Source organism: Rhizobium anhuiense (genome assembly GCF_003985145.1).
GTDB classification, from domain to species: domain Bacteria; phylum Pseudomonadota; class Alphaproteobacteria; order Rhizobiales; family Rhizobiaceae; genus Rhizobium; species Rhizobium anhuiense.
In genome coordinates this window covers 933975-959080 of record NZ_ML133521.1, presented here as the reverse complement: position 1 = coordinate 959080, position 25106 = coordinate 933975, and the positions used below count along the sequence as shown (strand labels likewise).

The 25106-nt window shown below is 62.5% G+C and carries 25 protein-coding genes; 13 read left to right on the top strand and 12 right to left on the bottom strand.

Annotation, left to right across the window (positions count from 1 at the left end):
* Positions 1-12 precede the first annotated feature (12 nt).
* From EEQ99_RS04670 to EEQ99_RS04645, 6 genes are all read left to right on the top strand, one after another.
* Positions 13-1659 carry an ABC transporter substrate-binding protein gene (locus EEQ99_RS04670; protein WP_063476046.1) on the top strand — a complete coding sequence of 549 codons (1647 nt, stop codon included), beginning with the start codon at positions 13-15 and terminating at the stop codon, positions 1657-1659.
* A 58-nt stretch (positions 1660-1717) separates the two neighbouring features.
* A complete protein-coding gene (locus EEQ99_RS04665) occupies positions 1718-2695 on the top strand; it encodes an ABC transporter permease (RefSeq protein ID WP_097543441.1) in 978 nt (325 codons plus the stop codon).
* Position 2696: 1 nt separating this feature from the next.
* Positions 2697-3575, top strand: coding sequence for an ABC transporter permease (locus tag EEQ99_RS04660; protein WP_097543442.1), 879 nt, complete (start codon positions 2697-2699; stop codon positions 3573-3575).
* Entirely contained in the window at positions 3572-4375 is an 804-nt protein-coding gene (locus EEQ99_RS04655; RefSeq protein ID WP_047614920.1) for an ABC transporter ATP-binding protein, read from the top strand. The genes EEQ99_RS04660 and EEQ99_RS04655 overlap by 4 nt, the downstream gene beginning before the upstream one ends.
* On the top strand, positions 4372-5271 hold the full coding sequence (locus tag EEQ99_RS04650; protein WP_047614919.1) for an ABC transporter ATP-binding protein: 900 nt from the start codon (positions 4372-4374) through the stop codon (positions 5269-5271). The genes EEQ99_RS04655 and EEQ99_RS04650 overlap by 4 nt, the downstream gene beginning before the upstream one ends.
* 71 nt (positions 5272-5342) lie before the next feature.
* Entirely contained in the window at positions 5343-6023 is a 681-nt protein-coding gene (locus EEQ99_RS04645) for a spermidine synthase (RefSeq protein ID WP_063476043.1), read from the top strand.
* A 3-nt stretch (positions 6024-6026) separates the two neighbouring features.
* Here the strand turns inward: EEQ99_RS04645 and EEQ99_RS04640 are convergent, their stop codons facing one another.
* The 3 genes from EEQ99_RS04640 to EEQ99_RS04630 all read right to left on the bottom strand — a co-directional run bounded on the left by EEQ99_RS04640 (position 6027) and on the right by EEQ99_RS04630 (position 8120).
* Positions 6027-6818: an HpcH/HpaI aldolase family protein gene (locus EEQ99_RS04640; RefSeq protein ID WP_047612985.1), complete on the bottom strand. Its 792-nt coding sequence runs from the start codon at positions 6816-6818 to the stop codon at positions 6027-6029.
* A gap of 100 nt (positions 6819-6918) precedes the next feature.
* Entirely contained in the window at positions 6919-7122 is a 204-nt protein-coding gene (locus EEQ99_RS04635) for a hypothetical protein (RefSeq protein WP_047613481.1), read from the bottom strand.
* Between the two features lie 95 nt (positions 7123-7217).
* The gene (locus tag EEQ99_RS04630; protein WP_097543443.1) at positions 7218-8120 is read right to left on the bottom strand and encodes a choline sulfate utilization transcriptional regulator; all 903 of its coding nucleotides are present in this window, start codon (positions 8118-8120) and stop codon (positions 7218-7220) included.
* Positions 8121-8215: 95 nt separating this feature from the next.
* Here EEQ99_RS04630 and betC point away from each other — a divergent pair, with 95 nt between their 5' ends.
* Positions 8216-9730: a choline-sulfatase gene (gene betC, locus EEQ99_RS04625; RefSeq protein ID WP_097543444.1), complete on the top strand. Its 1515-nt coding sequence runs from the start codon at positions 8216-8218 to the stop codon at positions 9728-9730.
* Positions 9731-9745: 15 nt separating this feature from the next.
* Here betC and EEQ99_RS04620 read toward each other — a convergent pair whose 3' ends face one another.
* Together EEQ99_RS04620 and EEQ99_RS04615 are read right to left on the bottom strand one after the other, a co-directional pair.
* On the bottom strand, positions 9746-10606 hold the full coding sequence (locus EEQ99_RS04620; protein WP_097543445.1) for a sugar phosphate isomerase/epimerase family protein: 861 nt from the start codon (positions 10604-10606) through the stop codon (positions 9746-9748).
* Between the two features lie 65 nt (positions 10607-10671).
* Positions 10672-12042 carry an amidase gene (locus tag EEQ99_RS04615; protein ID WP_127430057.1) on the bottom strand — a complete coding sequence of 457 codons (1371 nt, stop codon included), beginning with the start codon at positions 12040-12042 and terminating at the stop codon, positions 10672-10674.
* Positions 12043-12315: 273 nt separating this feature from the next.
* Between EEQ99_RS04615 and EEQ99_RS04610 the strand changes: the two genes are divergently transcribed.
* Together EEQ99_RS04610 and EEQ99_RS04605 are read left to right on the top strand one after the other, a co-directional pair.
* Positions 12316-12594 carry a hypothetical protein gene (locus tag EEQ99_RS04610; protein WP_052213315.1) on the top strand — a complete coding sequence of 93 codons (279 nt, stop codon included), beginning with the start codon at positions 12316-12318 and terminating at the stop codon, positions 12592-12594.
* A 67-nt stretch (positions 12595-12661) separates the two neighbouring features.
* The gene (locus tag EEQ99_RS04605) at positions 12662-13096 is read left to right on the top strand and encodes a DUF1810 domain-containing protein (RefSeq protein WP_097543447.1); all 435 of its coding nucleotides are present in this window, start codon (positions 12662-12664) and stop codon (positions 13094-13096) included.
* Here EEQ99_RS04605 and EEQ99_RS04600 read toward each other — a convergent pair.
* Positions 13093-13281 (bottom strand): hypothetical protein, encoded by a 189-nt coding sequence (locus tag EEQ99_RS04600; protein ID WP_047612978.1) that lies wholly within the window; start codon positions 13279-13281, stop codon positions 13093-13095. The two genes, EEQ99_RS04605 and EEQ99_RS04600, sit on opposite strands and share 4 nt — an antisense overlap.
* A gap of 133 nt (positions 13282-13414) precedes the next feature.
* Positions 13415-14038, bottom strand: a complete 624-nt coding sequence (locus tag EEQ99_RS04595) for a TetR/AcrR family transcriptional regulator (protein ID WP_097543448.1) — start codon at positions 14036-14038, stop codon at positions 13415-13417.
* Between the two features lie 127 nt (positions 14039-14165).
* Between EEQ99_RS04595 and EEQ99_RS04590 the strand changes: the two genes are divergently transcribed.
* The gene (locus tag EEQ99_RS04590) at positions 14166-14381 is read left to right on the top strand and encodes a hypothetical protein (protein ID WP_097543449.1); all 216 of its coding nucleotides are present in this window, start codon (positions 14166-14168) and stop codon (positions 14379-14381) included.
* 59 nt (positions 14382-14440) lie between these two features.
* Here EEQ99_RS04590 and EEQ99_RS04585 read toward each other — a convergent pair whose 3' ends face one another.
* Positions 14441-14968, bottom strand: coding sequence for a winged helix DNA-binding protein (locus tag EEQ99_RS04585; RefSeq protein ID WP_097543450.1), 528 nt, complete (start codon positions 14966-14968; stop codon positions 14441-14443).
* Positions 14969-15056: 88 nt separating this feature from the next.
* On the opposite strand from EEQ99_RS04585, the gene EEQ99_RS04580 reads away from it, so the two are divergent.
* On the top strand, positions 15057-18668 hold the full coding sequence (locus EEQ99_RS04580) for a hydantoinase B/oxoprolinase family protein (RefSeq protein WP_097543451.1): 3612 nt from the start codon (positions 15057-15059) through the stop codon (positions 18666-18668).
* A 41-nt stretch (positions 18669-18709) separates the two neighbouring features.
* On the opposite strand, the gene EEQ99_RS04575 is transcribed toward EEQ99_RS04580, so the two are convergent.
* Positions 18710-19567, bottom strand: a complete 858-nt coding sequence (locus EEQ99_RS04575) for an SDR family oxidoreductase (RefSeq protein WP_097543452.1) — start codon at positions 19565-19567, stop codon at positions 18710-18712.
* A 157-nt stretch (positions 19568-19724) separates the two neighbouring features.
* On the opposite strand from EEQ99_RS04575, the gene EEQ99_RS04570 reads away from it, so the two are divergent.
* Entirely contained in the window at positions 19725-20573 is an 849-nt protein-coding gene (locus EEQ99_RS04570) for an IclR family transcriptional regulator (RefSeq protein ID WP_097543537.1), read from the top strand.
* A gap of 22 nt (positions 20574-20595) precedes the next feature.
* Here the strand turns inward: EEQ99_RS04570 and EEQ99_RS04565 are convergent, their stop codons facing one another.
* Both EEQ99_RS04565 and EEQ99_RS04560 read right to left on the bottom strand, forming a co-directional pair.
* Positions 20596-21804, bottom strand: coding sequence for an amidohydrolase/deacetylase family metallohydrolase (locus EEQ99_RS04565; RefSeq protein ID WP_097543538.1), 1209 nt, complete (start codon positions 21802-21804; stop codon positions 20596-20598).
* Between the two features lie 266 nt (positions 21805-22070).
* Entirely contained in the window at positions 22071-22940 is an 870-nt protein-coding gene (locus EEQ99_RS04560) for a sigma-70 family RNA polymerase sigma factor (RefSeq protein ID WP_097543453.1), read from the bottom strand.
* Between the two features lie 126 nt (positions 22941-23066).
* Here EEQ99_RS04560 and EEQ99_RS04555 point away from each other — a divergent pair, with 126 nt between their 5' ends.
* Positions 23067-23525 carry a carboxymuconolactone decarboxylase family protein gene (locus EEQ99_RS04555; RefSeq protein ID WP_047613475.1) on the top strand — a complete coding sequence of 153 codons (459 nt, stop codon included), beginning with the start codon at positions 23067-23069 and terminating at the stop codon, positions 23523-23525.
* Positions 23526-23615: 90 nt separating this feature from the next.
* Here the strand turns inward: EEQ99_RS04555 and rhaI are convergent, their stop codons facing one another.
* Positions 23616-24908 (bottom strand): L-rhamnose catabolism isomerase, encoded by a 1293-nt coding sequence (gene rhaI, locus EEQ99_RS04550; protein WP_028755723.1) that lies wholly within the window; start codon positions 24906-24908, stop codon positions 23616-23618.
* Between the last annotated feature and the right edge of the window lie 198 nt (positions 24909-25106).

Genomic DNA, 25106 nt, shown 5'->3' with positions numbered 1-25106 from the left:
GGGGAATAAAACATGAAAAAATATCTTCTTGCCGCCGCCGCGCTGACGCTGCTTTCGGGATCGGCCATGGCGCAGACGATTCTGACGGCGAATATCGAACCTGCGACGACCTGGGTTCGCAACTTCAACCCGTTCAACCAGACCTCATCGCGCCAGTCGACGCTCGACTTCATCTACGAGCCGCTGGTTATTTTCAACCGCTTCGACAGCAACAAGCCGGTCTATCGTCTAGCCGAAAGCTTCAAGCTCTCCGACGATCTGAAGAGCATCGAGTTCAAGCTGCGCCCGAACCTGAAATGGTCTGACGGTAAGCCGCTGACCGCAGCCGACGTCAAGTTCACCTATGATTACCTGAAGAAGTTCCCGGCGCTCGACTTCGTCAGCATCTGGACCTTCATCACCGATGTGCAGGCGGTCGACGCCCAGACGGTGCGCTTCACGCTCGCCAATCCGAGCTCGCTCGCCGCCGAGCAGATCTCGCAATTGCCGATCGTCCCGGAACATGTCTGGAAGGATGTCGCCGATCCCGTCACCTTCGCCAACGAAACCCCGGTCGGCAGTGGCCCGCTGACGGAAGTGCCGCGCTTTACCGGCCAGACCTACGACCAGTGCCGCAACCCAAACTACTGGGACAACGAGCACCTGAAGGTCGATTGCATGCGCTTCCCGCAGCTTGCCGACAACAACCAGATGCTGACCGCGACAGCCGACGGCACGCTTGACTGGGGTGTCTCCTTCATTCCCGATATCGACAATGTCTATGTATCCAAGGATCCGGCGCATTTCCACTATTGGTATTCGCCGAGCAGCATGGTCGCCTTCCTCTTCAACTTGGAAACGGCGAACGAGAACAACAAGAAGGCCTTCAACGATCTGAAGTTCCGCCGGGCTGTCAGCATGGCGCTCGACCGCAAGACGATGATCGACGTCGCCGGCTACGGCTATCCGACGCTGAACGAAGATCCTGGCTTGATGGGCGAGCTTTACAAGAGCTGGGCGGACCCGTCCGTCAAGGCCGACTTCGGCAAGTTCGCAACCTATGATGCCGATGCCGCCAAGGCCCTGCTCGACGAGGCGGGCTACAAGGATAAGGACGGCGACGGTTTCCGCGACAATCCCGACGGCACGAAGATTTCCTTCTCGATCATCGTCCCCAGCGCCTGGACCGACTGGATCGACACCGTCAACCTCGCCGTCGAGGGCATGCAGGCGGTCGGCATCGACGCCAAGATCGAAACGCCTGAGGAAGCCGTCTGGACCGGCAACCTCATCAACGGCACCTTCGATGCGGCGATCAACAGCCTGCCGGCATCGGCCTCGCCCTACTATCCCTACAAGCGCGCCTTCAGCGCTTCGGACAAGGGCAAGACCCGCTTCACCGCGCAGCGTTGGTTCAACCCGGAGGTCGAGAAACTCGTCACCGAGTTCACCCAGACCGCCGACCTTGCCAAGCAGAAGGAAGCGATGAACAAGGCGCAGCGCATCGTCGCCGAAAACATGCCGATGATTCCGGTGTTCAACAATCCGAACTGGTATCAGTACAACACCAAGCGCTTCACCGGGTGGTCGACCAAGGAAAACCCCTTCGTCAATCCGTCGATCTCGCGGACCAATCCGGCACGCCTCTTGAACCTGCTCGCTCTCGAGCCGGTCAAGTAGGCATCATGATCTCCGGAAGCGGCGCAGAAAACGCCGCTTCCGCGACGACGGAGTTCCCATGGCTTTCCTGCTTCGCCGCCTCGTCTTCTACATGGCAGCCTTCATCGCGGCAGCGACGATCAATTTCTTCCTGCCCCGGCTGATGCCGGGCGATCCCGTGCAGATCATGTTCTCGAGCGCCGGCACCGAATTGCCGCCGGAAAGCCTGCAGGCGCTGAAGCTCACTTTCGGCTTCGTCGACGGTCCGCTCTGGCAGCAGTACCTCACCTATCTCGGCAGCATCTTCACCGGCGATCTCGGCCGCTCGATCAAATATTTCCCGCTGCCGGTGACGTCGGTGCTCGGCCATGCCCTCATCTGGACCGTCGGCCTGATGGGAACGGCGACGATTTTCAGCTTCGCGCTCGGCACCTTGCTCGGCATCGTCGCCGCCTGGCGGCGCGGCAGCAGGTTCGATGTCGTCGTCTCGGTCGGCGCGATCTTCGCCACCTCGGTACCGGCCGTCGTCACCTCGCTGATCGTGCTCTTCATTTTCGGCTTCACGCTCGGCTGGTTTCCGAACGGTTATGCCGCCGATCCTTCGCTCGATCCGGCCCTCAGCCTGCAATATATCGGCAGCGTCGCCTATCACGGCATCCTGCCGATGGTGACGCTCTGCACCGTGCTGATCGGCGGCTTCACCGTCACCATGCGCAACAACATGATCAACCTGCTCGGTGAGGACTATATCGTCATGGCCCGCGCCAAGGGTCTTTCCGACCGGCATGTGATGCTCTGGTACGCGGCGCGCAACGCCCTGCTGCCAACCGTCTCCAGCCTTGCCATCGCGATCGGCACCATCCTCGGCGGCTCGCTGGTGACGGAGGTCGTCTACAACTATCCCGGCCTCGGCAACATTCTCTACCAGGCGATCCTCGCCCGCGATTATCCCGTCATCCAGGGCCAGCTTCTGATCATGACCGCGACCATGCTGATTGCCAATTTCATCGTCGACGTCAGCTATATCTTGCTCGACCCGCGGCTAAAGGGAGCGTGAGATGAAGACCCTGCTTCGAAACCGCAAGGCGCTGGCTGGCCTCGTCATCATCGCCCTCATCGTCATCGTCGCGATCGCCGCGCCGCTGCTCACGCAATACGATCCGGCCGCCCGCACCGGCCGGCCGCATCAGCCGCCGTCGCTCGACCACATCCTCGGCACGACCCGCATCGGCCAGGATGTTTTCGCCCGGCTGATCTACGGCGCCCGCACTTCGCTTGCCGTCGGCTTCGGCGCCGGCCTGCTGATCACCCTCGTCGGCACCGCGCTCGGCATCATCTCCGGCTATCGCGGCGGCAGGACCGACGAGATCATCAGCTTCTTCACCAACATGGTGCTGGTCGTTCCCAACCTACCGCTGCTCTTGGTGCTCGCCGCCTTCATCGGCCAGGCAAGCCCCCTCGTCATCGCCCTCATCCTCGGCGCCACCTCCTGGGCCTGGGGAGCCCGCGTCACCCGCGCCGAAACGCTCTCCGTCAAGCAGAAGGATTTCGTCAAATCGGCCGAGATGATGGGTGAGCCGCAATGGCGCATCATGACATTCGAGATCTTCCCCAACGTGATTTCAATCGTCGGCATCAATTTCATCGGCAGCGTCATCTTCGCAATCATCACCGAGGCGACACTGGAGTTCCTCGGCCTCGGCGATCCCCGAGCCATCTCCTGGGGCACCATGCTCTATAATGCGCAGAAGGCTTCAGCCCTTTCGGTCGGCGCCTGGTGGGATATTCTCACCCCCTGCTTCGCGCTCGCCTTCCTTGGCATCGGCATGTCGCTGTTGAACTTCGCCGTCGACGAGATCGCCAATCCGCGACTACGCACCGGCAATCACCTGAAGCGCTGGTCCCTGCTCGTTCGTTCCGGGGAGGGCCGCCTGTGACGCAGCCGCTGCTTTCGGTGAGGAACCTCACCATCGACTATATCGGCGAGGAGAAGGATTTCCGCGCCGTCAATGATGTCAGCTTCGACGTCGCGCCCGGCGAGGTCTTCGGCCTTGCCGGCGAATCCGGCTGCGGCAAGAGCACCATCGCTTTTGCCATCAGCCGCCTGCACAAGCCGCCGGCGCTGATCCGCAAGGAAAGCCGCATCCTGCTTGACGGCCGCGATGTGCTCGGCCTCGACCGGCAGGCGCTCAGCGCCTTCCGCTGGCGCGATGTCGCCATGGTCTTCCAGAGCGCCATGAACTCGCTGAACCCGGTGCTGCGCATCGAGGCGCAGTTCTACGACATGCTGCGCACCCACAAAGGCATGAGCCGTGCAGCGGCCCGCGAGCGTACCGCCGAGATGCTGACGCTCGTCGACATCGCGCCGGACCGCATGCGCGACTATCCGCACCAATTCTCCGGCGGCATGCGCCAGCGCATCGTCATCGCCATCTGCATGGCGCTCGATCCGAAACTCGTCGTCATGGACGAGCCGACGACGGCGCTCGACGTCGTCGTCCAACGCGAAATCCTGCAGCGCATCAACGAACTGCGCCGTCGCTTCGGTTTTTCCGTGCTGTTCATCACCCACGATCTCGGGCTGATGGTGCAGTTCTGCGACCGCATCGGCATCATGCTGTCAGGCCGGCTGGTGGAGCAGAACACGGCCGAGGCGATCTACAGGACGCCCAGGCATGACTACACGAAAAAGCTCTGGGCCTCCTTCCCGTCGCTGCATGGAGGAGTGCTGCTATGACAGACGCCATTCTCGCACTCGATCAGGTGAGCAAGACCTTCGGCCATGGCTCCGGGGCCGTGCATGCGGCACGCGCCATCTCGTTTTCCCTGCATGCCGGCCGCGCATTGGCACTCGTCGGCGAATCCGGCAGCGGCAAGACCACCTGCGCCCGCATGGCGATGCGCGAATATCTGCCGACATCCGGCCGGATCCTCTACAAGGGCCGGCCGGTCGAGGCGGCGAAATCCGCCGAGATCGCCCGCTACCGCCGTTCGGTGCAGATGATCTTCCAGGACCCCTTCGCCTCGCTGAACCCAGCCCATACCATCGCGCATCATCTCCGGCGGCCGCTGAAGCTGCATCGTCCTGACATCAAGGGAACTGAGATCGACGCGACAGTCCGCGAGTTGCTGCAGCGCGTCAGGCTCGATCCCGATCTCGTCGCGCCGAAATATCCGCACGAGCTTTCCGGCGGCCAGCGCCAGCGGGTCAACATCGCCCGCGCGCTCGCCGTCAAGCCGGAGGTCATCGTCGCCGACGAGCCGACCTCGATGCTCGACGTCTCCGTGCGCCTCGGCGTGCTGAACCTGTTGAACGAGATGAAGCAGGAGATGAAACTCGGCCTGCTCTACATCACCCATGATATCGCCACCGCCCGTTATGTCGCCGAGGACATCGCCGTAATGTATGCCGGCCAGATCGTCGAATGGGGCAGCGTCGCCAAGGTGATCGACAATCCGCTGCATCCCTATACGCGGCTGCTGCTCTCGGCCGTGCCCGATCCCGACGTCCGCTTCGAGGACCCGAAAGCCCGGCTGAGGCCCGACGAAGTGGAGGATATCCGCCGCCGTTCGGCCGTGCCGCAGGACGAGACCGTCGAAGTGGAGCAGGGACATTTCATGCGGATGATCTAAGGCCAGCTTGCTGGCCTCACTCCTCGGCCTATGCTAGGGGGACGGTTCCTTTCATATGAGGCGAAGCCGTCATGCTGCCCTGGATCCAGCTCGATTCCGCGACCATTCCCGGCGAAGGCGGGGAACTCAGGCTGAAACAGCGCGGCAGCGAGTTCTCGATCATGCTCGGCGCCAACGAGCTGATGAACAGCCGCCTCAGCGGCTCGGAGGAAGCGCTGGCAACGCTTTCCTGGGAACGGATCAAGACGCACCCGAAGCCGAGGATTTTGATCGGCGGGCTCGGCATGGGTTTCACCCTGCGCGCCGCCCTCGCCGTCCTGCCTGAAGATGCCGGTGTCACCGTCGCCGAACTGGTACCGGCCGTCGTCGCCTGGGCACGCGGGCCGATGGCGGAGGTCTTCCAGGGCTGCCTCGACGATCCGCGCGTCGACATCCATCGGGGCGATGTCGGCGAGGCGATCCGCGCCGGCAAGGCTGCCTATGATGGGATCCTGCTCGATGTCGACAACGGCCCCGATGGCCTGACCCGCAAATCCAACGACCGGCTCTATGATTTCCCCGGCCTTCGCGCCGCCCGCGATGCGCTTCGCCCCGGCGGCGTGCTCGCCGTCTGGTCGTCCGGCCCCGACCCGGATTTCACGCGGCGTCTCAAGGACAGCGGTTTTTCCGTCGATGCGGTCAGCACCCGCGCCAACGGCAAACGCGGCGGCGCCCGCCACGTCATCTGGCTGGCCGTCAAGCCGGCAAAATGACGCTCAAGCAGAAGCAATCCGGCGGGCGGCATTGATGGCCCGGCGGGCGCCGGAGCGCAATTGCGTGGTCTCCGCACCGGCAATGACCAGATCGAAGCCGAATTTCAGGAGTTCGCCGGCTCGTTCGCCGTCGCCGGCATAGGCGCAGGCGAATTTGCCGTGAGCGCGGCAGCGCGAAACCGCATGCTGCATGGCGCTGTCGATCTCGGCGGCGTTCGGCGCCACCTGGTCGCCATTCGACAGTGCGATCGAAAGATCGGACGGACCGACGAAAATGCCGTCGATGCCGGCAACACCCAGGATACCGTCGATCGCGTCGAGCGCCGCCCGGGTCTCGACCATGGCGATGGCGACGGTGAGCGCGTTGGCGTTCTTCAGATAATCATCACCCGACAGGCCGGTATAATTCAGCGCCAGCGACGGTCCCCAGCTGCGTTCGCCGGCGGGCGGGTATTTCGTGGTCCGCACCAGGGCTTGCGCGTCTTCGACCGAATTGATCATCGGCGCGATGATGCCGGAGGCGCCGGCATCGAGCAGGCGCGAGGCGGAAGCAAAATCGCCGACCGGAATGCGCGCCAGCGCCGGCTTGCCGGCAAGCCGCACCTGACCGACGGCGTTCGCCGCCGATGGCATGTCCCACATGCCATGCTGCATATCCAGCACGACGGCATCGAAGGCCTCCTGCGCCAGATGATTGACGAGCGTGGCGTCGGGAATGCCGACCCAGGCGGAGATCATGCCGCCCCGGTGGCTCCTGATCCGCTCCGCAAAGCCGTCGATTTCAGCTGCGCTCATGCCATCCTCCTTACTTCGACAGGCCGTCAGCGGCCAGATATTTCACCTCGAGGAGCTCTTCGGTGTCGAATTTCCTCGAAGCCATGCATGTTCTGCCGGCTCATCCTCTCCGGCGCAGCCGTGAAACGATGATTGTCACGGCAAGCCCAGCTGCAGCCGTGATGCTTCCCCAGAGAATCCAGATGCTCTGGTTGATCATGAAGCTGGATGACGGATAGGGAAAATAGCCGCTTCCCTGGGCGACCCAGATCAGCCCCGAGAGGATCATCAGCAATCCCACGACATATCCGATTGTGCGCCACATGCTTCGGCAACCCTTCTTATGAATCAGTGTCACAATGTCGACCGGCATCGTTGATGACAAGGCTTCTCTCCCAAACGCGACGATATTCCCGAATGTCATGTCCTGCCGACTTCATCCACCAGCCAGGTGCTGAGCCTTTCGCTATGAATATTTGCCGATTGCGGCGGTATCAGCCAGTAACCGCGGTCGGGCGCCTCGAGCGGCGGCCCGGCTTCCACCAGCATATGCGCGGAGAGAAGCGTGTCGACCAGCCCCATCCAGCCGATCGCCACGCCCTGCTCGCTGAGAGCAGCCTGGACGACCAGCGAATAGGTGTTGAAGCTGATATCCCCGCGGCCGGCATGGAGATCGCGCGTGACGGAGAATTCGGCAAGATAGCTTCGCCAATCGAACCAGGGTGGCGGCATCGGCGAATCGAGGTGGATCAGGATCGTCCTGGCAAGCTGCTGCGGATCGTCGAACGGGCCGTTGCGATCGAGAAATCCTCGTGTGCAGACGGGCACGACCTTTTCCTGCAACAGCAGCGATCCGAAGGCGCCGAATTCCGCCCGCGTCCCGAAAACCACCACTACATCTGCGTCGTCACGAAAGCCGGGCTCGAGCCGCTGGGTCGCGACGATCTGTATATCCGTTTCCGGATGAAGCTGGCGAAAGCCATGCATGCGCGGGATCAGCCAAAGGGCTGAAAAAGCATAGTCTGTTCTCAGCCTGACGACCGGTCTTTGAGCCTCGGTGCGGAAGCTTCGCGCCAGCGCATCGATGTCACCGACGGTCTTGGCAGCGACCTGGAAAAGCCGCTCGCCCTCCGCGGTCAGCTCGACGCCGCGATGCTGGCGGCGCAACAGGCCGACCCCGAACTGCTCTTCCAGCCGCCGCATCTGATAGCTGACGGCCGGTTGCGTAAGCCCGAGACGTGCTGCCGCCGACGAAAAGCTCCCGAGTGTCGCGACCTCGACGAAGATGCGCATCCAGCCAAGCTCGGGCGGGCGGTCTGACATAAAAAATCCTTTAGTCACCCATCGAAAAAAGCTGTCTTTACAGCCGCAACAATAAGCGATTGAATAAATTTCTCAAATAGCAAAAGAGGAATTCCATGCCGCGTCCGAATATCCTCATCCTGATGGTGGACCAGCTGAACGGGACCTTCTTTCCGGATGGCCCCGCGGATTTCCTTCATGCGCCGCATCTGAGATCATTGGCAGAGCGCTCCGTGCGTTTCACCAACGCCTATACGGCAAGCCCGCTCTGCGCGCCGGCGCGAGCCTCCTTCATGTCCGGACAATTGCCGAGCCGGACGCGCGTCTATGACAATGCGGCGGAATTCGCCTCCGACATCCCGACTTACGCGCATCATCTGCGCGCTGCCGGATACCAGACGGCGCTATCAGGCAAGATGCATTTCGTCGGCCCCGACCAGCTGCATGGCTTCGAGGAGCGCCTGACGACGGACATCTACCCGGCCGATTTCGGCTGGACACCCGACTATAGCAAGCCCGGCGAACGCATAGACTGGTGGTATCATAATCTCGGTTCGGTGACCGGCGCCGGTGTTGCCGAAATCACCAACCAGATGGAGTATGACGACGAGGTCGCCTACCATGCCGCCCGCAAGCTGTTCGATCTCTCGCGTGGCCACGACGGACGCCCCTGGTGCCTGACCGTCAGCTTCACCCATCCGCACGACCCGTACGTCGCGCGCCGCAAATTCTGGGACCTTTATGAGGATTGCCCGGCCCTTGATCCGGCCGTTGCGCCGATTGCCTTCGAGCGGCAAGACCCGCATTCGCAGCGCCTGATGAAAGCCTGTGACCACGATGCCTTCGACATCAGCGATGAGCAAATCAGGCGGGCAAGGCGGGGCTACTTCGCCAATGTCTCCTATGTCGATGACAAGATCGGCGAGATTCTCGGCGTCCTGGAACGGACGCGCATGGCGGAAAATACGATCATTCTCTTCGCCTCGGACCATGGCGACATGCTCGGCGATCGCGGCCTCTGGTTCAAGATGAACTTCTTCGAAGGATCGGCCCGCGTTCCGCTGATGATCGCAGTCCCCGGCTGGAAGCCCAAACGCATCGATCAGCCCGTCTCCACGCTCGACGTGACGCCGACGCTCGCCGGTCTTGCCGGGATCGATATCGCTTCGTTGAAACCATGGACCGAGGGCGAGGATCTGGCATTGCTTGCCGAAGGCACCGGCAATCGCAGCCCGGTGCCGATGGAATATGCCGCGGAGGGTTCCGAAGCACCGCTCGTCTGCATTCGGGACGGACGGTACAAGCTCTCGCTCTGCGAGAAGGACCCGCCGATGCTGTTTGACCTCGAGGCCGATCCCCAAGAACTCGACAATCTGGCGGCCGACCCGGCGCACGCCGACATCTTGGCAAGGCTTGCCGAACAGGCCGGGCGCCGATGGAATCTTGCCGCTTTCGACGCAGCCGTGCGCGAAAGCCAGGCGCGCCGCTGGGTGGTCTATGCAGCGCTGCGCAACGGCGCCTATTATCCATGGGACTACCAGCCGCTGCAGAAAGCCTCGGAGCGCTATATGCGCAACCACATGGATCTCAACGTGCTGGAGGAAAACCAGAGGTTCCCGCGCCAGGAATGAGCGAAACGCGTCTGATTAAGCCGTCCTGCGCGCCGGCACCTCGCGCAGGAAATCCTCGATGAACGCCTTTTGCAGCAGAATGCCGTCCCATTCATCGGGGAAGAAGGGCGAGTCGTAGATCAGCGTGAAGGGACCGTCATAGCCGGCCCGCTCGCACATCTCCAGGCACTTGCGATAATCGTCGGCATCGAGGCCGGTGACGCCATAATCGGCCTTGGCGTGGCAAATTTCCGCCCGGCCCATGATGTCGGCCAGGCCTTCATATTTCGCCGGCGCCGCCCAGTTGCCGAGGTCGCCGTTGAGGCCGACCTTGCCGTCCAGCCGGTCCAGCAGCCAGTTCATCTCGATGGGCGACGGCAGCAGGTCGAACCAATTCTCGACGACGACGCGCACGCCGCTGCCTTCTGCCTTTCCGCCCAGCCAGCTCAGATGACGGGCGGCGCGGGCAAGGTTTTCCTCCGTCGGTTTCTGCTTGCCGGCGATGACGCGCATCCTTTGCGCTCCAAGGGCAGCGGCGATATCGATCCACTCCGCCATCCATTTGACGTCGCGTTCGGCCGTCTCGGGATGGCTCGGATCGCCGTCCTCGACGAGCAGCGTCTGGAACAACACGTTCGAGACCGCCATCGCATCGCGCAACTCGCTTATATAGGCAGCATCGAGGCTCGGCAGATGGAAGGAGCAGATCTCCAGCCGGTTGATGCCGCGCGCCGAGAGTGCCGCCGGCACGTCGATCAGCGCTGCGACGCCGGAGCCATAGGGTTCCTTCGGCGCGGCACTTTTATCAGGATCGGGGCTATAGGCATGCACGGCGCCGAGCAGCCGATGCAGCGACCATGTCGAAACCGCGAAACGTCCGTTTTGCAAAACCTGCACGTGTCTTCCTCCAGGATCTCCCCCTGCCATCAATGGCAATAAAAGCCCGGCGGTTCAATTGCAATTCAGGCGAAATCGCCGCGGATGACCGCCTCGGCGGCAAGGGCAAACCCCAGCAGCGCCTCATCGCGATGGCGGGTCGCCGACAGCAGCAGGCCGACCGGCATACCGGCCTCTCCCGTGCCGCAGGGAACGGAAACGCCGCACCCGTCGAGGAAATTGCCGAGTGCGGTGTTGCGCAGCGTCTTGTTGTTCGTTGCGAAGAACAGCTCGTCGTCCTGCTCCAGCGGTCCGATCGGCGGCGCGACATGGGCAACGGTGGGAAAGGCGATCAGCCGGTCGCCGACAAGGCGTTCGACATCGGCGATCAGGCGGCTGCGCGCCTCAAGAATTCTGAGGTAATCGGGCAGCGTCGTCTTGCTTCCGAGCCGCGTGCGCATGACGACACGGTGATCCATCCTGTCCGCATCCGGCCCGGCCAAGCGTTCGCGGTGAAGTGCAAAAGCCTCCGCCGTCACCAGCGGACCGTATCTCGTCATCAGATCGAAGATCTCGTTGAAGGCGGGGATGACAGTGCGGGCGACATGGGCGCCGGCCTTTTGGAGACGTTCCAGAGCCGCCTCGAACGCAGCGACGACGCCGGGTTCGGCTCCGTCGAAGACGACATTCTCAGGCACGATCAGTTCCAGCCCCTGCAAGGGGCGTTCAATGACCGCCGGCGCCGTCAATCCACGCATCGCCGCATCGATCCAGACCGCATCCCTGACGCTGCGGCAGAGCGGCCCCAGCGAATCCAGGCTCTTTGCCAGCGGATAGACGCCTGCCATCGCATGGCGGCCGCGTGTCGCCTTGTAGCCGACGATACCGTTGAATGCAGCGGGGATGCGCACCGAGCCGCCGGTATCCGTGCCCATGGCGACCGGCACCAACCCGGCCGCGACGGCGACGCCGGCGCCGGAGGAGGAGCCGCCGGGAATGCGCGGGAGATCGGTGCCACGCGGATTAACCGGCGTGCCGTAATGCGGATTGATTCCGAGGCCGGAAAAGGCAAATTCGCTCATATTGGTGCGCCCAACGGCGACCATGCCCGCGTGCCTGAGCAAACCGACGACGGCCGCATCGCGCTTGGCGGGCGCGTCCGTCGCCAGGACGACGGAACCGGCTGTCGTCGGCACGCTCGCCATGTCGAAAAGATCTTTCCAGGCGATCGGAATTCCGTCCAGCAATCCCAGCGAGCGCCCTTCCCGCAGACGGTTCGAGGCGGCGCGCGCCTCCTCCATCGCCCGGCTTTCGGTAAGTGCAGTGAAGACAGCCTTGTCGGCATAATGCGCGATGGTATCGAAGACCGTCTCGGCCACTTCAAGCGGATCGGCCGCACCGCCTTGAATGAGGAGAGAAAGCTGGGCGACCGACATCGCGCCGAAGGATTTGCTCATGAGACGATCCAGAAAAAAGATGATCCTCTGAACTACCCCGGATCATTCCGACGGGCCAGAGCTTCACGATATTTTGCGTTTATTAGTGCGATTTTTTGAACACTGAGTTTGCATATCGCCCCTTCAATTGCCACGATCGAAGACACACATGCTGCACGCATGCGAAGCCGCTTCGGCATGAGGGTGAGAGCTTATTCTTGAGAGGCCGGCTGCGCATGTGTTGCAGGAGTAATTAAAATGACAGATTGTGAAACTTTGAGCCGTCGCCAGGATATGGTGACCCTCCATGCGAAAGAGGATGAAACCACCGGCTTGGGCGAGCGCGACTATGTCGACCATGTCAGCGCCCAGAAACTTTCGCCCTTCGAGCGCATCGTCGTGGTCGGAGCCTTGGTTCTCTTGAGCTTTGCGGGCTTCGCCGCATATTCTTCCGGTGGTACGGACCCGATGACGACATCGGCCATTGCCGCCACATCAGATGATAACACGCCGCATCATCCGGCTTACGGCCATTGCCGTGACAGCAGCCCCTACGCTGAAAGGGTCTGCTAACAGAAAAGCTAGCTCGCCGGGCATGGAGACCTTGGCCCAGGCTGCGTTGACAGCAGGAAAAGGGACCATGGCCGGTGACATCGACTACGACTTCGACCGCTTCATCGATGCCCAGAACGGCGTCTATGAACAGGCGCTGTCGGAACTGAAGGCCGGGCGCAAGACCTCCCATTGGATGTGGTTTATTTTTCCGCAGATCGCCGGTCTCGGCACCTCTGCAATGGCCGAAAAATATGCGATCCGTTCGGCTGCGGAAGCCGCCGCCTATCTCGCCGATCCCATTCTCTCAAGCCGGCTGTTGCGCTGTGTCGAGGCGATCTTGTCGGTTGACGGCCGATCAGCGCATGAAATCCTGGGCTCGCCCGACGACCTCAAGCTGCGCTCCTCGATGACCCTGTTTGCCGCCATCAGCGACCATGGGTCGCCCTTCCACCGGGTGATCGAGCATTTCTATCAGGGAAAATTCGACGAGCGGACGACGGAGATCCTTGGCGCGGATTAGCCGCCCGGCCTGCTCTCCAGCGTCGCAATTTCCTCAGAGATCTCGCTCAACCGCTGACGCAGATCGCTGTCGGTGCCATCATCGACTTCTTCCTCGCCGAAACAATAGCGCGCATCATGAAGCTCCAGCTTGGCTTCGAGCTCGGCGCGTTTGGCATATAGGCGCTTGAGATAGACGTAGTTCATCTCCCTGCCTCCACATTGCCCTCCGGTGATGGAAAAACGACACGGAAGCGGTAAGGTTCCCCGACTGCATGGTTCAAAATGCTACGGTGTCCTTCGCGCGTCTGAAAAGACGCGCGGCGCTTTAGAGTGGCGGTCAGGCGAAAGAGGCAATCGCTGCGTTGCAGGCCTTGGCGAAATGACCGCAGCAGTTGGCAGTGCCCATGGCTTGGCGGGTGACGCGCGCACCCTCGAGCAGCAGTGTCAACGTATCGGCAAGAAGCTCGGGTTCGCGTGCACCGGCCGCCGAACAGAGCGCGGCCAGGCGATCACGCTGTTCGGCCTTGTGCCGCTCGATCATCTCGTGGGCGGGATGGCCCTCGCCCTTCAACTCGATGGCGGCATTGGCGAGATCGCAGCCGGCAGGCTCGCCGTTCAGACATTGCGCCCGCGTCTCCACCCAGGCGTAGAGCTGGGCGCGCGGATTGCCGGGATAGGCCACTTCCAGATCGTGCCAGATGGCGCCGGCCTTTTCGGAGGCGCGGCGCAACGTTTCGCATACGAGCTCGTCCTTTGAGCCGAAATGCCGGTAGAGCGTCATCTTGTTGGTGAGCGCCGCGTCGGCGATGGCATCGACGCCGATGCCGCGAATGCCGCGCTCGCGGAAAAGCTCCGAGGCGGTCGAGACGATACGCTCCCGCGGCGGGATGCGATCTTCTGAAACGACTACGGAGATTTCATTCGAAGTTTCTGATTTTTTTGCGGACGTAGTCCTTGACATCAATGTGACCGATCGGTAACAAATGCATTGTTACTTACCGGTAACACCACGAACTGCGAAAGTCAATGCCGAGGGTATGGCAGCGGCAAGTGGAACACGGGCGACCGCCCACGAAAGGAGGACAACCATGAGAAAGACCAGAGACGACCTGACGATATCCGAAGCTCTTCGCGACCCCCTGATCGCCATGGTGTTGCGCGCCGACGGCGTGAAGCTTGAAGACTTCAAGCAACTCCTGGAGACGGCCGCCGGCAAACGCGAACCGCGGCCGACTTCGGTGGGCAAGGTGATCGGAGCGCTTGCAAACCGCGCCAATCTGCCGGCCATGCCCTGCTTCGGCTGAACAACCTGTTCTAAATTAAAGAGCTGGGGATCTCTCCCTGCCCCCGTCAAGGGCTGCCGTCAGAAAGAGGCGGCGGCCCTTGCCGCTTGATCGTAATGGCCCGACAGCGCCCGGAGTGTCGCCGCCACCGCCGATGTCGCCGCGGCGTCGAGACCCAGCCCCTTGACCGATTCCACCAGCAGCGCCTCCCGCACCGCCCGGTATCTCAGGCAGGTTTCAACGCCCTTTTCGGTAGCGGCAACCAGCTTCTCCTTGCCCGCCCGGGTGCTTGTCACCAGGCCGCGCTTTTCCAGTTTCTTGATTGCATAAATCACCAGATGCGTATCCTCGACACCGAGCACGCTGCAGAGATCGCCGAGCCGCTTCGGCCGCTGCCGGTGAGCCACCGAATGCAGCACCAGCACGTCGATCGCGGCGCATCCGGGCTCGCCCGCGGCCGTCATGCAGCGTACCATCCAGCGGTCGAAGGCGTTGCCGGCGAGGATAAGGCCGAACTCGAGCTCCGAAAGGGCCGGAAGCGCGCCATCGGCGAGATGGGCTGAGGAGACGATCGGTCCGATTTCCCGTCGTCCGTGTCCATCCGACATGCGCATCCCTCCATGATCCAAGAGGGAGAACGTTGACATTTTATCGATAAATCGTCAATAAAATTTCAGCTTAACAGGAGACCGGACGATGGGCAGGCAATGGGATTTCTGGGTCGATCGCGGCGGCACGTTCACCGATATCGTCGCACGCCGTCCGGACAGTTCGCTCATCGCCCACAAGCTGCTCTCAGAAAATCCGGAAGCCTATCGCGACCCGGCCGTGCACGGCATCCGTGAATTGCTTGGCCTTGATCCGGGCGAACCGATCCCTTCCGACCTCATCGGCGCGGTGAAGATGGGAACGACGGTCGCCACCAACGCCCTCCTGGAACGCAAGGGCGATCCAACCCTCTTGGTGACGACGAAGGGGTTTCGCGATGCGCTGGAGATCGGCTACCAGGCCCGCGCCGATATCTTCGCCAAGAAGATCGTCAAGCCGGAACTGCTTTATGCCGATGTCATCGAGGCCGACGAGCGGGTGTTGGCGGACGGCACAGTGGAACGTGCCCTTAACGAGCATGACCTGCGACAAGCGCTTGAAACCGCCTATGCCAGCGGCCTGCGCGCCGTCGCCATCGTCTTCATGCATGCCTACCGCTATCCCGAGCATGAGCAGCAGGCCGCCGCCATCGCCAGCGCAATCGGTTTCACGCAGATCTCGCCCTCGCATGTCGTTTCACCGCTGATCAAGCTCGTCGGGCGCGGCGACACCGCCGTCGTCGATGCCTATCTGTCTCCGGTTCTCCGGCGTTATGTTGATCAGGTTGCCGCCGAGCTCGGCACCGGCGACGCAGAGGGCCCGAAGCTGATGTTCATGCAGTCTTCCGGCGGACTGACCGACGCGCATCTCTTCCAGGGCAAGGATGCGATCCTGTCCGGCCCCGCCGGCGGCGTGGTCGGCGCGGTCGAGGTCTCGCGCATCGCCGGCTTTGACCGAATGATCGGCTTCGACATGGGCGGCACTTCGACCGATGTCTCGCATTACGACGGTGAATTGGAACGCGCTTTCGAGACCGAGGTCGCCGGTGTGCGCATGCGCGCGCCGATGATGAAGATCCACACCGTTGCTGCCGGCGGCGGCTCGATCCTGAGTTATGACGGTTCGCGCTTCCGCGTCGGTCCCGATTCAGCCGGGGCGACGCCCGGTCCGAAATCCTACCGCCGCGGCGGTCCGCTTGCCGTCACCGACGCCAACATCATGACCGGCAAGCTGCTGCCGGATTTCTTCCCTGAAATCTTCGGGCCGGGGCAGGACCAGCCGCTCGATGCCGAGGCGGTGCGCAGCGCCTTTGCCGAGATGGCGCAGACGATCGGCGGCGGGCGGACGGCGGAAGACGTCGCCGACGGTTTTCTCGCCATCGCCGTCGAGAACATGGCCAATGCCATCAAGAAAATCTCCGTGCAGCGCGGCTATGACGTTTCGGACTATGCGCTCACCTGCTTCGGCGGCGCCGGCGGCCAGCATGCCTGCCTCGTGGCCGACAGCCTCGGCATGAAGACCGTGCTGATCCACCCCTTCTCCGGCATCCTTTCGGCCTATGGCATGGGTCTCGCCGATATCCGCGCCACGCGCCAGCGCGCCGTCCTGACCGAACTCGACACGGCCTTGACGACGATCGGCGCCGTCAGGGCCGAGCTGGAAGAGGAGGTGCGTGGGGAAATGACGCTGCAAGGCGTCGAGGCGGCCGATCTGGAGATCGTCACCCGACTGCACCTGCAATATAAGGGCACCGACACGGCCCTGCCCGTTGCCTTCGGGCAGCAGGAGGAGATGGCGCAAGCCTTTGCCGTCGCCCACAAGAAGCAGTTCGGCTTCATCTTCGACGACCGGCCTGTTGTCGTCGATTCCATCGAAGTCGAGGGCATCGGCGGCGGCGCCGACATCGAGGAGGCGGACATTCAGGCGGACGCCTCGGTGCCGGAAGCGCTGCGCACCACCCGCTTCTATTCCGGTGGAACATGGCACGAGGCCGGCATCTTCAAGCGCGAGGCGCTAAAGCCGGGCGCCGTCCTCAAAGGCCCCGCGCTGATCATCGAACCGCATCAGACGATCGTCGTCGAGGCGGGCTGGCAGGCAAGGCTCACCGGCCGCAACCATATCGTCCTCATCCGCGAGATCCCGCTGTCGCGCAATGCGGCGATCGGCACCAGCGCCGACCCCGTGATGCTCGAAGTCTTCAACAACCTGTTCATGGCGATCGCCGAGCAGATGGGCGTGACGCTGCAGAACACGGCCCATTCGGTCAATATCAAGGAGCGGCTCGATTTCTCCTGCGCCGTCTTCGACCGCACCGGCGCGCTCGTCGCCAACGCACCGCACATGCCGGTGCATCTAGGCTCCATGGACCGTTCGGTCGAAACGATCATCCGCCTCAACCAAGGCAACATCCGCCCGGGCGACGTCTTCGCGCTCAACGCACCGTATAATGGCGGCACGCATCTGCCCGACATCACCGTCGTCACGCCTGTTTTCGACGATGCCGGAGAGGTCATCCTCTTCTATGTCGCCTCGCGCGGCCATCATGCCGATATCGGCGGCAAGGCGCCGGGCTCGATGACCCCGCGGGCGACGAAGGTCGATGAGGAAGGCGTGCTGATCGACAATTTCCTGCTGGTCGATAAGGGGCGTTTTCGTGAGGCCGACTTCGCGGCGATGTTGACGGACCACCCCTACCCCGCCCGCAATCCTGCCCAGAATGTCGCCGACGTGAAGGCGCAGATCGCCGCCAACGAAAAGGGCGTGCACGAATTGCGCAAGATGGTCGCCCATTTCGGGCTCGACGTCGTCGAAGCCTATATGGGCCATGTCCAGGACAATGCCGAAGAAAGCGTGCGCCGGGTCATCGCCCGGCTGAGCGACAGCGAATTCACCTACCCCACCGACCAGGGCGCCGTTATCAAGGTGAAGATCACCGTCGACAGGAAAGCGCGCGAGGCAACGGTCGACTTCACCGGCACGAGCGCACAGCAGCCGACCAATTTCAATGCGCCGGAACCGGTGACACGCGCCGCCGTGCTCTATGTCTTCCGTGTCATGGTCGAGCAGCCGATCCCGATGAATGCCGGTTGCCTCCGGCCGATCCGCATCATCGTGCCCGACGGCTCGATGCTGCGCCCGACCTATCCGGCTGCCGTCGTCGCCGGCAATGTCGAAACCAGCCAGCATGTGACCAATGCGCTGTTCGGAGCGCTCGGAACACTGGCGGCAGCCCAGGGCTCGATGAACAACCTGACTTTCGGCAACGCCACCTATCAATATTACGAGACGATCTGCGCCGGCGGCCCCGCCGGCGTGCTCAATGACGGCACCGGCTTCAGCGGCGCCGATGGCGTGCACAGCCACATGACCAATTCGCGGCTGACCGATCCCGAGGTGCTGGAATTCCGTTTTCCCGTCGTGCTGGAAGATTTCCACATCCGCCGCGGTTCCGGCGGCAAGGGGCAATATAGTTCCGGCGGCGGTACCGAGCGCACCATCCGCTTCCTGGAGACGATGGATTGCAGCATCCTCTCCTCGCACCGTACCATCCGGCCTTTCGGCCTGTTCGGCGGGGAAAACGGGCAGTTGGGGAAAACCGAGATCCGCCGCGGCGACGGCCAAGTCGAAAAGCTGGAAGGCTGCGATCAGGCGATACTCGCAGCCGGTGACGCCGTGATCATCACGACGCCGACCGGGGGTGGCTACGGCAAGCCGGTTTAGCTCCTATCCAGGAACCGCTGAACACTTCCGGGCGACATGCATTAGAGAATGGGCTTGCCGCCGGTGACCGCGATTGTCGCGCCGGAGACATAGCTCGACAAGGGATCGGCCAGCATCACATAGGCTGTGGCAAGCTCGGCCGGCTGGCCCGGCCTCTTCATCGGCACCTGCTTGCCGAAATTGCTGACGCTTTCTTCCGGCAGCGTCGAAGGGATGAGCGGCGTCCAGATCGGGCCCGGCGCCACCGCATTGGCGCGAATGCCTTTTTCGGCCAGAAGCTGGGCAAGGCCGGCAGTGAAATTCTGGATCGCGCCCTTGGTCGTCGCATAGGCAAGCAGTGTCGGGTTCGGATTGTCCGAATTGATCGAGGCCGTATTGATGATGGCGCTGCCGGGCTTCATATGGGCGACGGCTGCCTTGGTCAGGTAGAACATCGCATGGATGTTGACCTTGAAAGTCAGTTCCCACTCCTCGTCGCTGATCTCGTCGATACTCTTGAAGCTCGCCTGATGCGCGGCGTTGTTGACGAGAATGTCGATACCGCCCAGTTCCTTGACCGCCGTCTCGACGATCTGCCTGCAGTGGGCGGGATCCTGGATGTCGCCGCTGACGAGCACAGCCTTGCGCCCGGCCTGCTCGACGAGCCGTTTCGTCTCATCGGCATCCTCATCCTCGTCGAGATAGGAGATCAGCAGATCGGCGCCTTCACGGGCATAGGCAATCGCCACGGCCCGACCGATGCCGCTATCGCCGCCGGTGATGATCGCCCGCTTGCCCTTTAGTCGTTCGGATCCCCGATAGCTCTTCTCACCGTGATCGGGAATAGGGTCCATCTGCGCAGTAAAACCCGGCATCGGTTGTTTCTGGGATGGGAACGGTGGTGTTGGATAATTCGTCATCATGACCTCCTGGGTTTAACGGCAAACTCAGGCTGCGGTTGGTTGTTCCAACGTCATTCCCCCTCCGCCACATCCGCCCAGACGATCAACCTACAAGATGTTGCGATTTGCCACGGCGACAGCTATGCCATAGTAATGTAACATGATCGCAGTTTTCATGAGGTGCGTGGAATTGGACGGAAAGACATCATCCGCAGTTTACTCCGAAGATGAGGGCGTTGCCGGCGAGGCAGGCGGCAAGGGCGCGCGGCGGGCGCGCGTCAGCGGTATCGATCGCGCGCTTCAGGTGATCGATCATCTCTATGAGACCGGATCGCCGGCCGGCGTCTATGCCATCGCCAAGGCGGTCAAGGCGCCGCTGTCGACCGTCTACGTCATCGTCGACGATCTCGTCGAGAAGAACATGCTGACGCGGCAGGCGGACGGCTCGATCTGGCTCGGCGCGCGGCTCTATCATTACGGCCTTGCCTATGCGCGATCGCTGGATTTCATGAGCATCGCCACCCATGAAATGCACGATCTCTGCCGCCAGGCCGGCGAAACCGTGCAGGTCTGCGGCCGCGACGGCGATTATATGCTGGTGCTGGCCATGGCCGACGGCCCGAGCCATTTCCAGGTGGCGTCGCGCGTCGGCACCCGTGTGCCGCTGAACTGGACGGCCTCCGGCCGCCTGCTCGTCGGCCACCTGCCCGAGGAGGAGCGCATCGAACTGTTCAAGCGCTGCGCCCGCTCCTCACCGACCGGCCGCGCCGAGATCGACCCGGGCACACTGTCGGAAGCCGCCGGCAAGGCCTTCGAGTCGCGCCTGTCGATCCAGGCGGGGGAATCGGATTATGCGGTTGCCTGCATCGCCTCGCCGATCTGCGATCGCGACGGCCAGTGCGTCGCCACCATTTCCATCGTGCTGCCGGAGCAGAAGGCCTTTTCCGACGAGAACCACTACACCGCGCATGTGCGCAGTTCGGCGGAACGGATCGAAAAGCTGATGGGCTGGCGTAACCGCTGATCCTCGCCCTCTTCAGCCAATCCTACCTGTAGGAATAGCCGTGGCTGTGGCGCACCAGCTTGCGTGCCCGCGGCACGTAGCGGCTGGCGGCGAAGGCATCGGCGCCCATCACTGCGTAGCGCGGCTCGAACAGCTTGTTGAGAACCGAGACGTCGCCATTGGAATCCGTCGCTTCGAGGTCGGAATCGACCAGGTCGAAAATCGTGAATTCGGCTTGAGAGCCGACCGAAAGCCGATTTTCCATCGACAGCTTGATGACGGATGCCGGCGCATGGGTGACGGCTTCCACCACCTTGTCGAAGGGCATGCCGACGCTCAGCAGCTTCGACATCGTCGTCGCCAGGTCCCAGACCGGGAAATTCATCGAATGGCCGTGCAGGTCGGTCGAGATCGAGAATGGCAGCAGCCCGCGCGCGATTGCCGCTTCGGCGACCTTGAAGGAGAAGGAGGCGCCGCCATGGCCGATGTCGAGACGGATGCCCTCGGAGGCGCAGCGCTCGGCGAGAGTGAAGAGGTCCTCGTCCTCCATGATGCTCGAACCGGCCTTGCCGTTGAAGCAATGGGTGACGACGTCGCCGGGGCCGAGGATCTCCAGCACCTCATCATAGAGCGCCGGCGGCTCGCCGACATGCACCATCATCGGCACTTTCAAAATCTTGGCGATCTTCTTGCCGAGCTTGACCGGCGTCACGCCCCAAGAGCCGGTGATGACATGGCTGGCGCGCACCTTGATGCCGACGATATGCTCGCTGTTTTCGGCATAGACTTCGAGGATGCGGTCGAGATCGATATCTCTTATATCCCTGAGTTCGGCGACGCGATTGCAGGCGACGAGGCCGATCGAGCCCAGATTCAGGAAGGCCTTGATGCGTTCGCGCGAGGGCTCGATGATATATTCGCGGAAGCCATGGAAATTCGCCTCACCGGCCGAACCGGCATCGACCAGCGTGGTGACGCCGCGCTCGACACCGCATTCGGAGGGGCGGATGGAGATGTCGGTGCCGCCGTGCCAGATATGCACGTGCAGGTCGACCCAGCCGGGTGAGATGAAGGCGCCTTTGCCGTCGATGCGCGTCACATCCTGCGAGACCGCAAGCGACGGACCAATCTCGGCGATCCTGCCGTCGGCATTGACGAGAATGTCGATCATCCCCTCGGATGTGCCCGCACCGAAAGCCATCGGTCTGACATTGGTGAGGAGGAGCGGCTTCTTCGCCTGATCGCCGGACATGATATGCATTCCTTTCGAAGTCTCGGACCGGGATCACTCTCGGTCATCTCTTGTCATCATGGAAAAGGTGGGGGGCTGGAGATGATGCCGCAGCGCATACCCATCATAATTCCATAATTATGCTATATAAATCTTTATAATAGAATAAAGCCGGACACACCGCTGTCAAGGAAAATGACACGGCCCTCGCCACTGAGGAAACGCCAGCGGGCACGCTCCTTTCGAAGCGCGCCTGTTTCGAAGATCCGGAAAATTGACGTTTGTTTTCAATCTCGAAGGATCGAATAGTCGAGCCGTTCCAGGTGATCCGGATCGGCGATGGCGTCGATCGCGGCGATCCTGCCATCGTCGATCGTCAGCGCCACCACGACGCGCAGCTGGCCCGCGATCTGCACGACGAATCCGAGCTCGCCGTCGACGATGGCGATTTCGGCTGCCTGGGCCCGGCCCTTGAAGGCTTCGGCCACCTGAGCTGCGCCGCGCATCTCGCCAATGGTGCCGAAGCGGGCGGCCGTCGCATCCGGCCGGAAGACGACGTCAGGAGCAAGCACCGCGATCAAGCCTTCCAGATCGCCGTTCCGCGACGCCGTCAGAAAGGCCTCGGCGATCGTCCGCTTGCGACCGAGATCGACATCAGGCGCTTCGTCCAAGCCCTGCACCCGGCGGCGGGCGCGGCTTGCGAGCTGGCGGGTGGCGGCCGACGAACGGCCGATGATCGGGGCGATCTCGTCGAAGGGCAGATCGAACATGTCGTGCAGCACGAAGGCGACACGTTCGGCGGGCGCCAATGTCTGCAGCACCACGAGCAGCGCCATGCCGACCGAATCGGCAAAGGCGGCCTCACGCTCCGGATCCTTCGCCGGATCGGCGATCCCGGCATGGAGCGGCGCCTCCAGCGGCTCCTCGCGCCGGCTCTTGCGGGCGCGCAGCATGTCGAGGCAGATGCGCGCCACCACCGTCGTCAGCCAGCCGCCGAGATTGCCGACCCCTGTCGTGTCCGTGCGGTTGAGCCGCAGCCAGGCCTCCTGAACGGCATCATCTGCCTCGCTGCGCGAGCCGAGCATGCGATAAGCGGCAGCCCCCAGATGCGCCCTGTTCGCCTCGAATTCATCGGCCAGCCATTTTTTCTCGTCCATGTGTCACATTCCTCCGCTGCGTTCCGTCAGAGCCATGACGCATGAAACCCGGCCGATGTGACAGCGCCGGCGGATCGTCAAACGACAAACGCATCAAGGAGACATATCATGCAGGAAAAATTGGTCATGCAGGAGAGAATGGGAAATCCAGCCCTTGTCCTTCCCGCGGCCATGCAGGCGCTCAATGCGCTCAGCAAGGTGCCGACAGAAACCGGTCTTTCGCCAAAGCTGCTCGAACTGGTCAATCTGCGCGCCAGCCAGATCAACGGCTGCAGCGTATGCATCGATGGTCATTGGCGCATTGCCCGCAAACACGGCGAGACCGACGAGCGGCTCTTTGCCGTCGCCGGCTGGCGCGACGCCCCCTATTATAGCAATGCCGAACGCGCCGCGCTTGCGCTCACCGAGGCGATCACCCGCCTCAGCGATCGGGCGGATCCGGTGCCGGATGATATCTGGGATGAAGCGACCCGGCACTACGATGGCAAAAGCCTTGCGGCCCTCGTCGTCGCCATCGCCAATATCAATGTCTGGAACCGGCTGAACGTCGCCACCCGACAGGTCGCGGGGCAATGGAAGCCGTAAAACGGCGAGCCGCCGGCGGTGCATCACCTCTTCGCTGCCGGCGGCCGCTTTTTGTTGGCATGACCTCAGATCATGCGAGACGATTGACGCTCAGATGATACCGCCGCCGCCGGCAGCGGAAGCCGGACGCTCGGCCGCCACTTGTCTGCGGTAACCGCTGGCGCGGTAGACGGCGATCGGGTCGATCGCGCCGCCGGCCCTGCGGCGCGCTTCGGCGAGGATCGGCTCGACATCGGCGCGATAGGCGCGCTTCAGCGTTTCCGACGCCATCAGCGCGTCATTGTCGTCCTGGTAACCGGAGAGTGCCTTGCGGTCGACGATCAGCGCCTGCGCATAGGCGCGGCGGATTTCGTTGGCGCTGTTGATCAGGCTTTCGATCGGATCGGTGACATTGTGCGACTGGTCGATCATATGGGCCGGGTTGAAATCGTTGACGCCGCGCTGCTCGGCATCGACCAGCTCGTTGAACACCAGGAACAGCCGGTAAGGATCGATCGCGCCGGCATCGAGATCGTCGTCGCCATATTTCGAATCGTTGAAGTGGAAACCGCCGAGCTTGCCGAACTGGATCAGGCGGGCGACGATCATCTCGATATTGGTGTTCGGCGCATGGTGGCCGAGGTCGACGAGGCAGTAGGCCTTGGGGCCGAGCGTCTGGGCGATCAGGTAGTTGGTGCCCCAATCTTGCACGATGGTGGAATAGAAGGCCGGCTCGTACATCTTGTGCTCGGAGAACAGCTTCCAATCATCGGGCAGCGCCTTGTAAATGTCAGCCATCGAGGCGAGGTAACGCTCGAAAGCCTTGGTGAAATGGCTCTGGCCGGGGAAGTTCGAGCCGTCGCCGATCCAGACCGTCAATGCCTTGGAGCCGAGCGCCTTGCCGATCTCGATGCATTCGAGATTGTGCTCGACTGCCTGCGCCCGCGTTGCCGCGTCGGTATGGCTGAGCGAACCGTATTTGTAGGAATGGGCCTGGCCGGGCGCATCGGAAAAGGTGTTGGAGTTCATCGCATCGAAGCCGAGGCCGAGCGCGTCGCCCTTGGCCTTCAACTCCCGTGCATCCGCCTTGTCCCAGGGGATATGCAGGGAGACATTCGGCGTCGCTTGCGTCAGCTGGTTGATGACGGCGCAATCGTCGAGCTTGTCGAAAATCCCGCGCGGCTCGCCGGTGCCGGGGAAACGGGCAAACCGCGTGCCGCCGGTGCCCACACCCCAGGAGGGAACGGCGACGAAGAATTCGGCAACCCTGCGGGTGACCGCCTCGATATCGACGCCGCGGCGGGCAAGCGCTGCGCCCAGCGCCTCGTAATCGGCTTTCAGCGCGGTTGCCCGTTTGTCGTTATCCGTTGCGACCAGGTCCTGCGCGATCCTGAATTCGGCCATGTCTTCCTCCCGGTTATGCATTTTAAACATTGGGACTTTGCCGTAGGGGCAGCCCCTCATCCGCCTGCTGGCACCTTCTCCCCGTTCAGACGGGGAGAAGGGAATTTGCCGCGCCGTCTCCGTCCCGCTCCAACGCTTCGTCAGGCAAGTCCCCTCTCCCCGTCATGACGGGCAGAGGGTTAGGGTGAGGGGCCGACG

Bases quoted from the DNA above. Each gene is read 5' to 3' on its own strand.
- EEQ99_RS04560 (WP_097543453.1), bottom strand. From the start codon at position 22,940: ATGGACGAGAAAAAATGGCTGGCCGATGAATTCGAGGCGAACAGGGCG.
- EEQ99_RS04555 (WP_047613475.1), top strand. From the start codon at position 23,067: ATGCAGGAGAGAATGGGAAATCCAGCCCTTGTCCTTCCCGCGGCCATG.
- EEQ99_RS04610 (WP_052213315.1), top strand. From the start codon at position 12,316: ATGGTGACCCTCCATGCGAAAGAGGATGAAACCACCGGCTTGGGCGAG.
- EEQ99_RS04665 (WP_097543441.1), top strand. From the start codon at position 1,718: ATGGCTTTCCTGCTTCGCCGCCTCGTCTTCTACATGGCAGCCTTCATC.
- EEQ99_RS04590 (WP_097543449.1), top strand. From the start codon at position 14,166: ATGAGAAAGACCAGAGACGACCTGACGATATCCGAAGCTCTTCGCGAC.
- rhaI (WP_028755723.1), bottom strand. From the start codon at position 24,908: ATGGCCGAATTCAGGATCGCGCAGGACCTGGTCGCAACGGATAACGAC.
- EEQ99_RS04670 (WP_063476046.1), top strand. From the start codon at position 13: ATGAAAAAATATCTTCTTGCCGCCGCCGCGCTGACGCTGCTTTCGGGA.
- EEQ99_RS04585 (WP_097543450.1), bottom strand. From the start codon at position 14,968: ATGTCGGATGGACACGGACGACGGGAAATCGGACCGATCGTCTCCTCA.
- EEQ99_RS04605 (WP_097543447.1), top strand. From the start codon at position 12,662: ATGGCCGGTGACATCGACTACGACTTCGACCGCTTCATCGATGCCCAG.
- EEQ99_RS04570 (WP_097543537.1), top strand. From the start codon at position 19,725: ATGAGGTGCGTGGAATTGGACGGAAAGACATCATCCGCAGTTTACTCC.
- EEQ99_RS04595 (WP_097543448.1), bottom strand. From the start codon at position 14,038: ATGTCAAGGACTACGTCCGCAAAAAAATCAGAAACTTCGAATGAAATC.
- EEQ99_RS04635 (WP_047613481.1), bottom strand. From the start codon at position 7,122: ATGTGGCGCACAATCGGATATGTCGTGGGATTGCTGATGATCCTCTCG.
- betC (WP_097543444.1), top strand. From the start codon at position 8,216: ATGCCGCGTCCGAATATCCTCATCCTGATGGTGGACCAGCTGAACGGG.
- EEQ99_RS04645 (WP_063476043.1), top strand. From the start codon at position 5,343: ATGCTGCCCTGGATCCAGCTCGATTCCGCGACCATTCCCGGCGAAGGC.
- EEQ99_RS04650 (WP_047614919.1), top strand. From the start codon at position 4,372: ATGACAGACGCCATTCTCGCACTCGATCAGGTGAGCAAGACCTTCGGC.
- EEQ99_RS04575 (WP_097543452.1), bottom strand. From the start codon at position 19,567: ATGACGAATTATCCAACACCACCGTTCCCATCCCAGAAACAACCGATG.
- EEQ99_RS04600 (WP_047612978.1), bottom strand. From the start codon at position 13,281: ATGAACTACGTCTATCTCAAGCGCCTATATGCCAAACGCGCCGAGCTC.
- EEQ99_RS04580 (WP_097543451.1), top strand. From the start codon at position 15,057: ATGGGCAGGCAATGGGATTTCTGGGTCGATCGCGGCGGCACGTTCACC.
- EEQ99_RS04630 (WP_097543443.1), bottom strand. From the start codon at position 8,120: ATGTCAGACCGCCCGCCCGAGCTTGGCTGGATGCGCATCTTCGTCGAG.
- EEQ99_RS04565 (WP_097543538.1), bottom strand. From the start codon at position 21,804: ATGTCCGGCGATCAGGCGAAGAAGCCGCTCCTCCTCACCAATGTCAGA.
- EEQ99_RS04640 (WP_047612985.1), bottom strand. From the start codon at position 6,818: ATGAGCGCAGCTGAAATCGACGGCTTTGCGGAGCGGATCAGGAGCCAC.
- EEQ99_RS04660 (WP_097543442.1), top strand. From the start codon at position 2,697: ATGAAGACCCTGCTTCGAAACCGCAAGGCGCTGGCTGGCCTCGTCATC.
- EEQ99_RS04615 (WP_127430057.1), bottom strand. From the start codon at position 12,042: ATGAGCAAATCCTTCGGCGCGATGTCGGTCGCCCAGCTTTCTCTCCTC.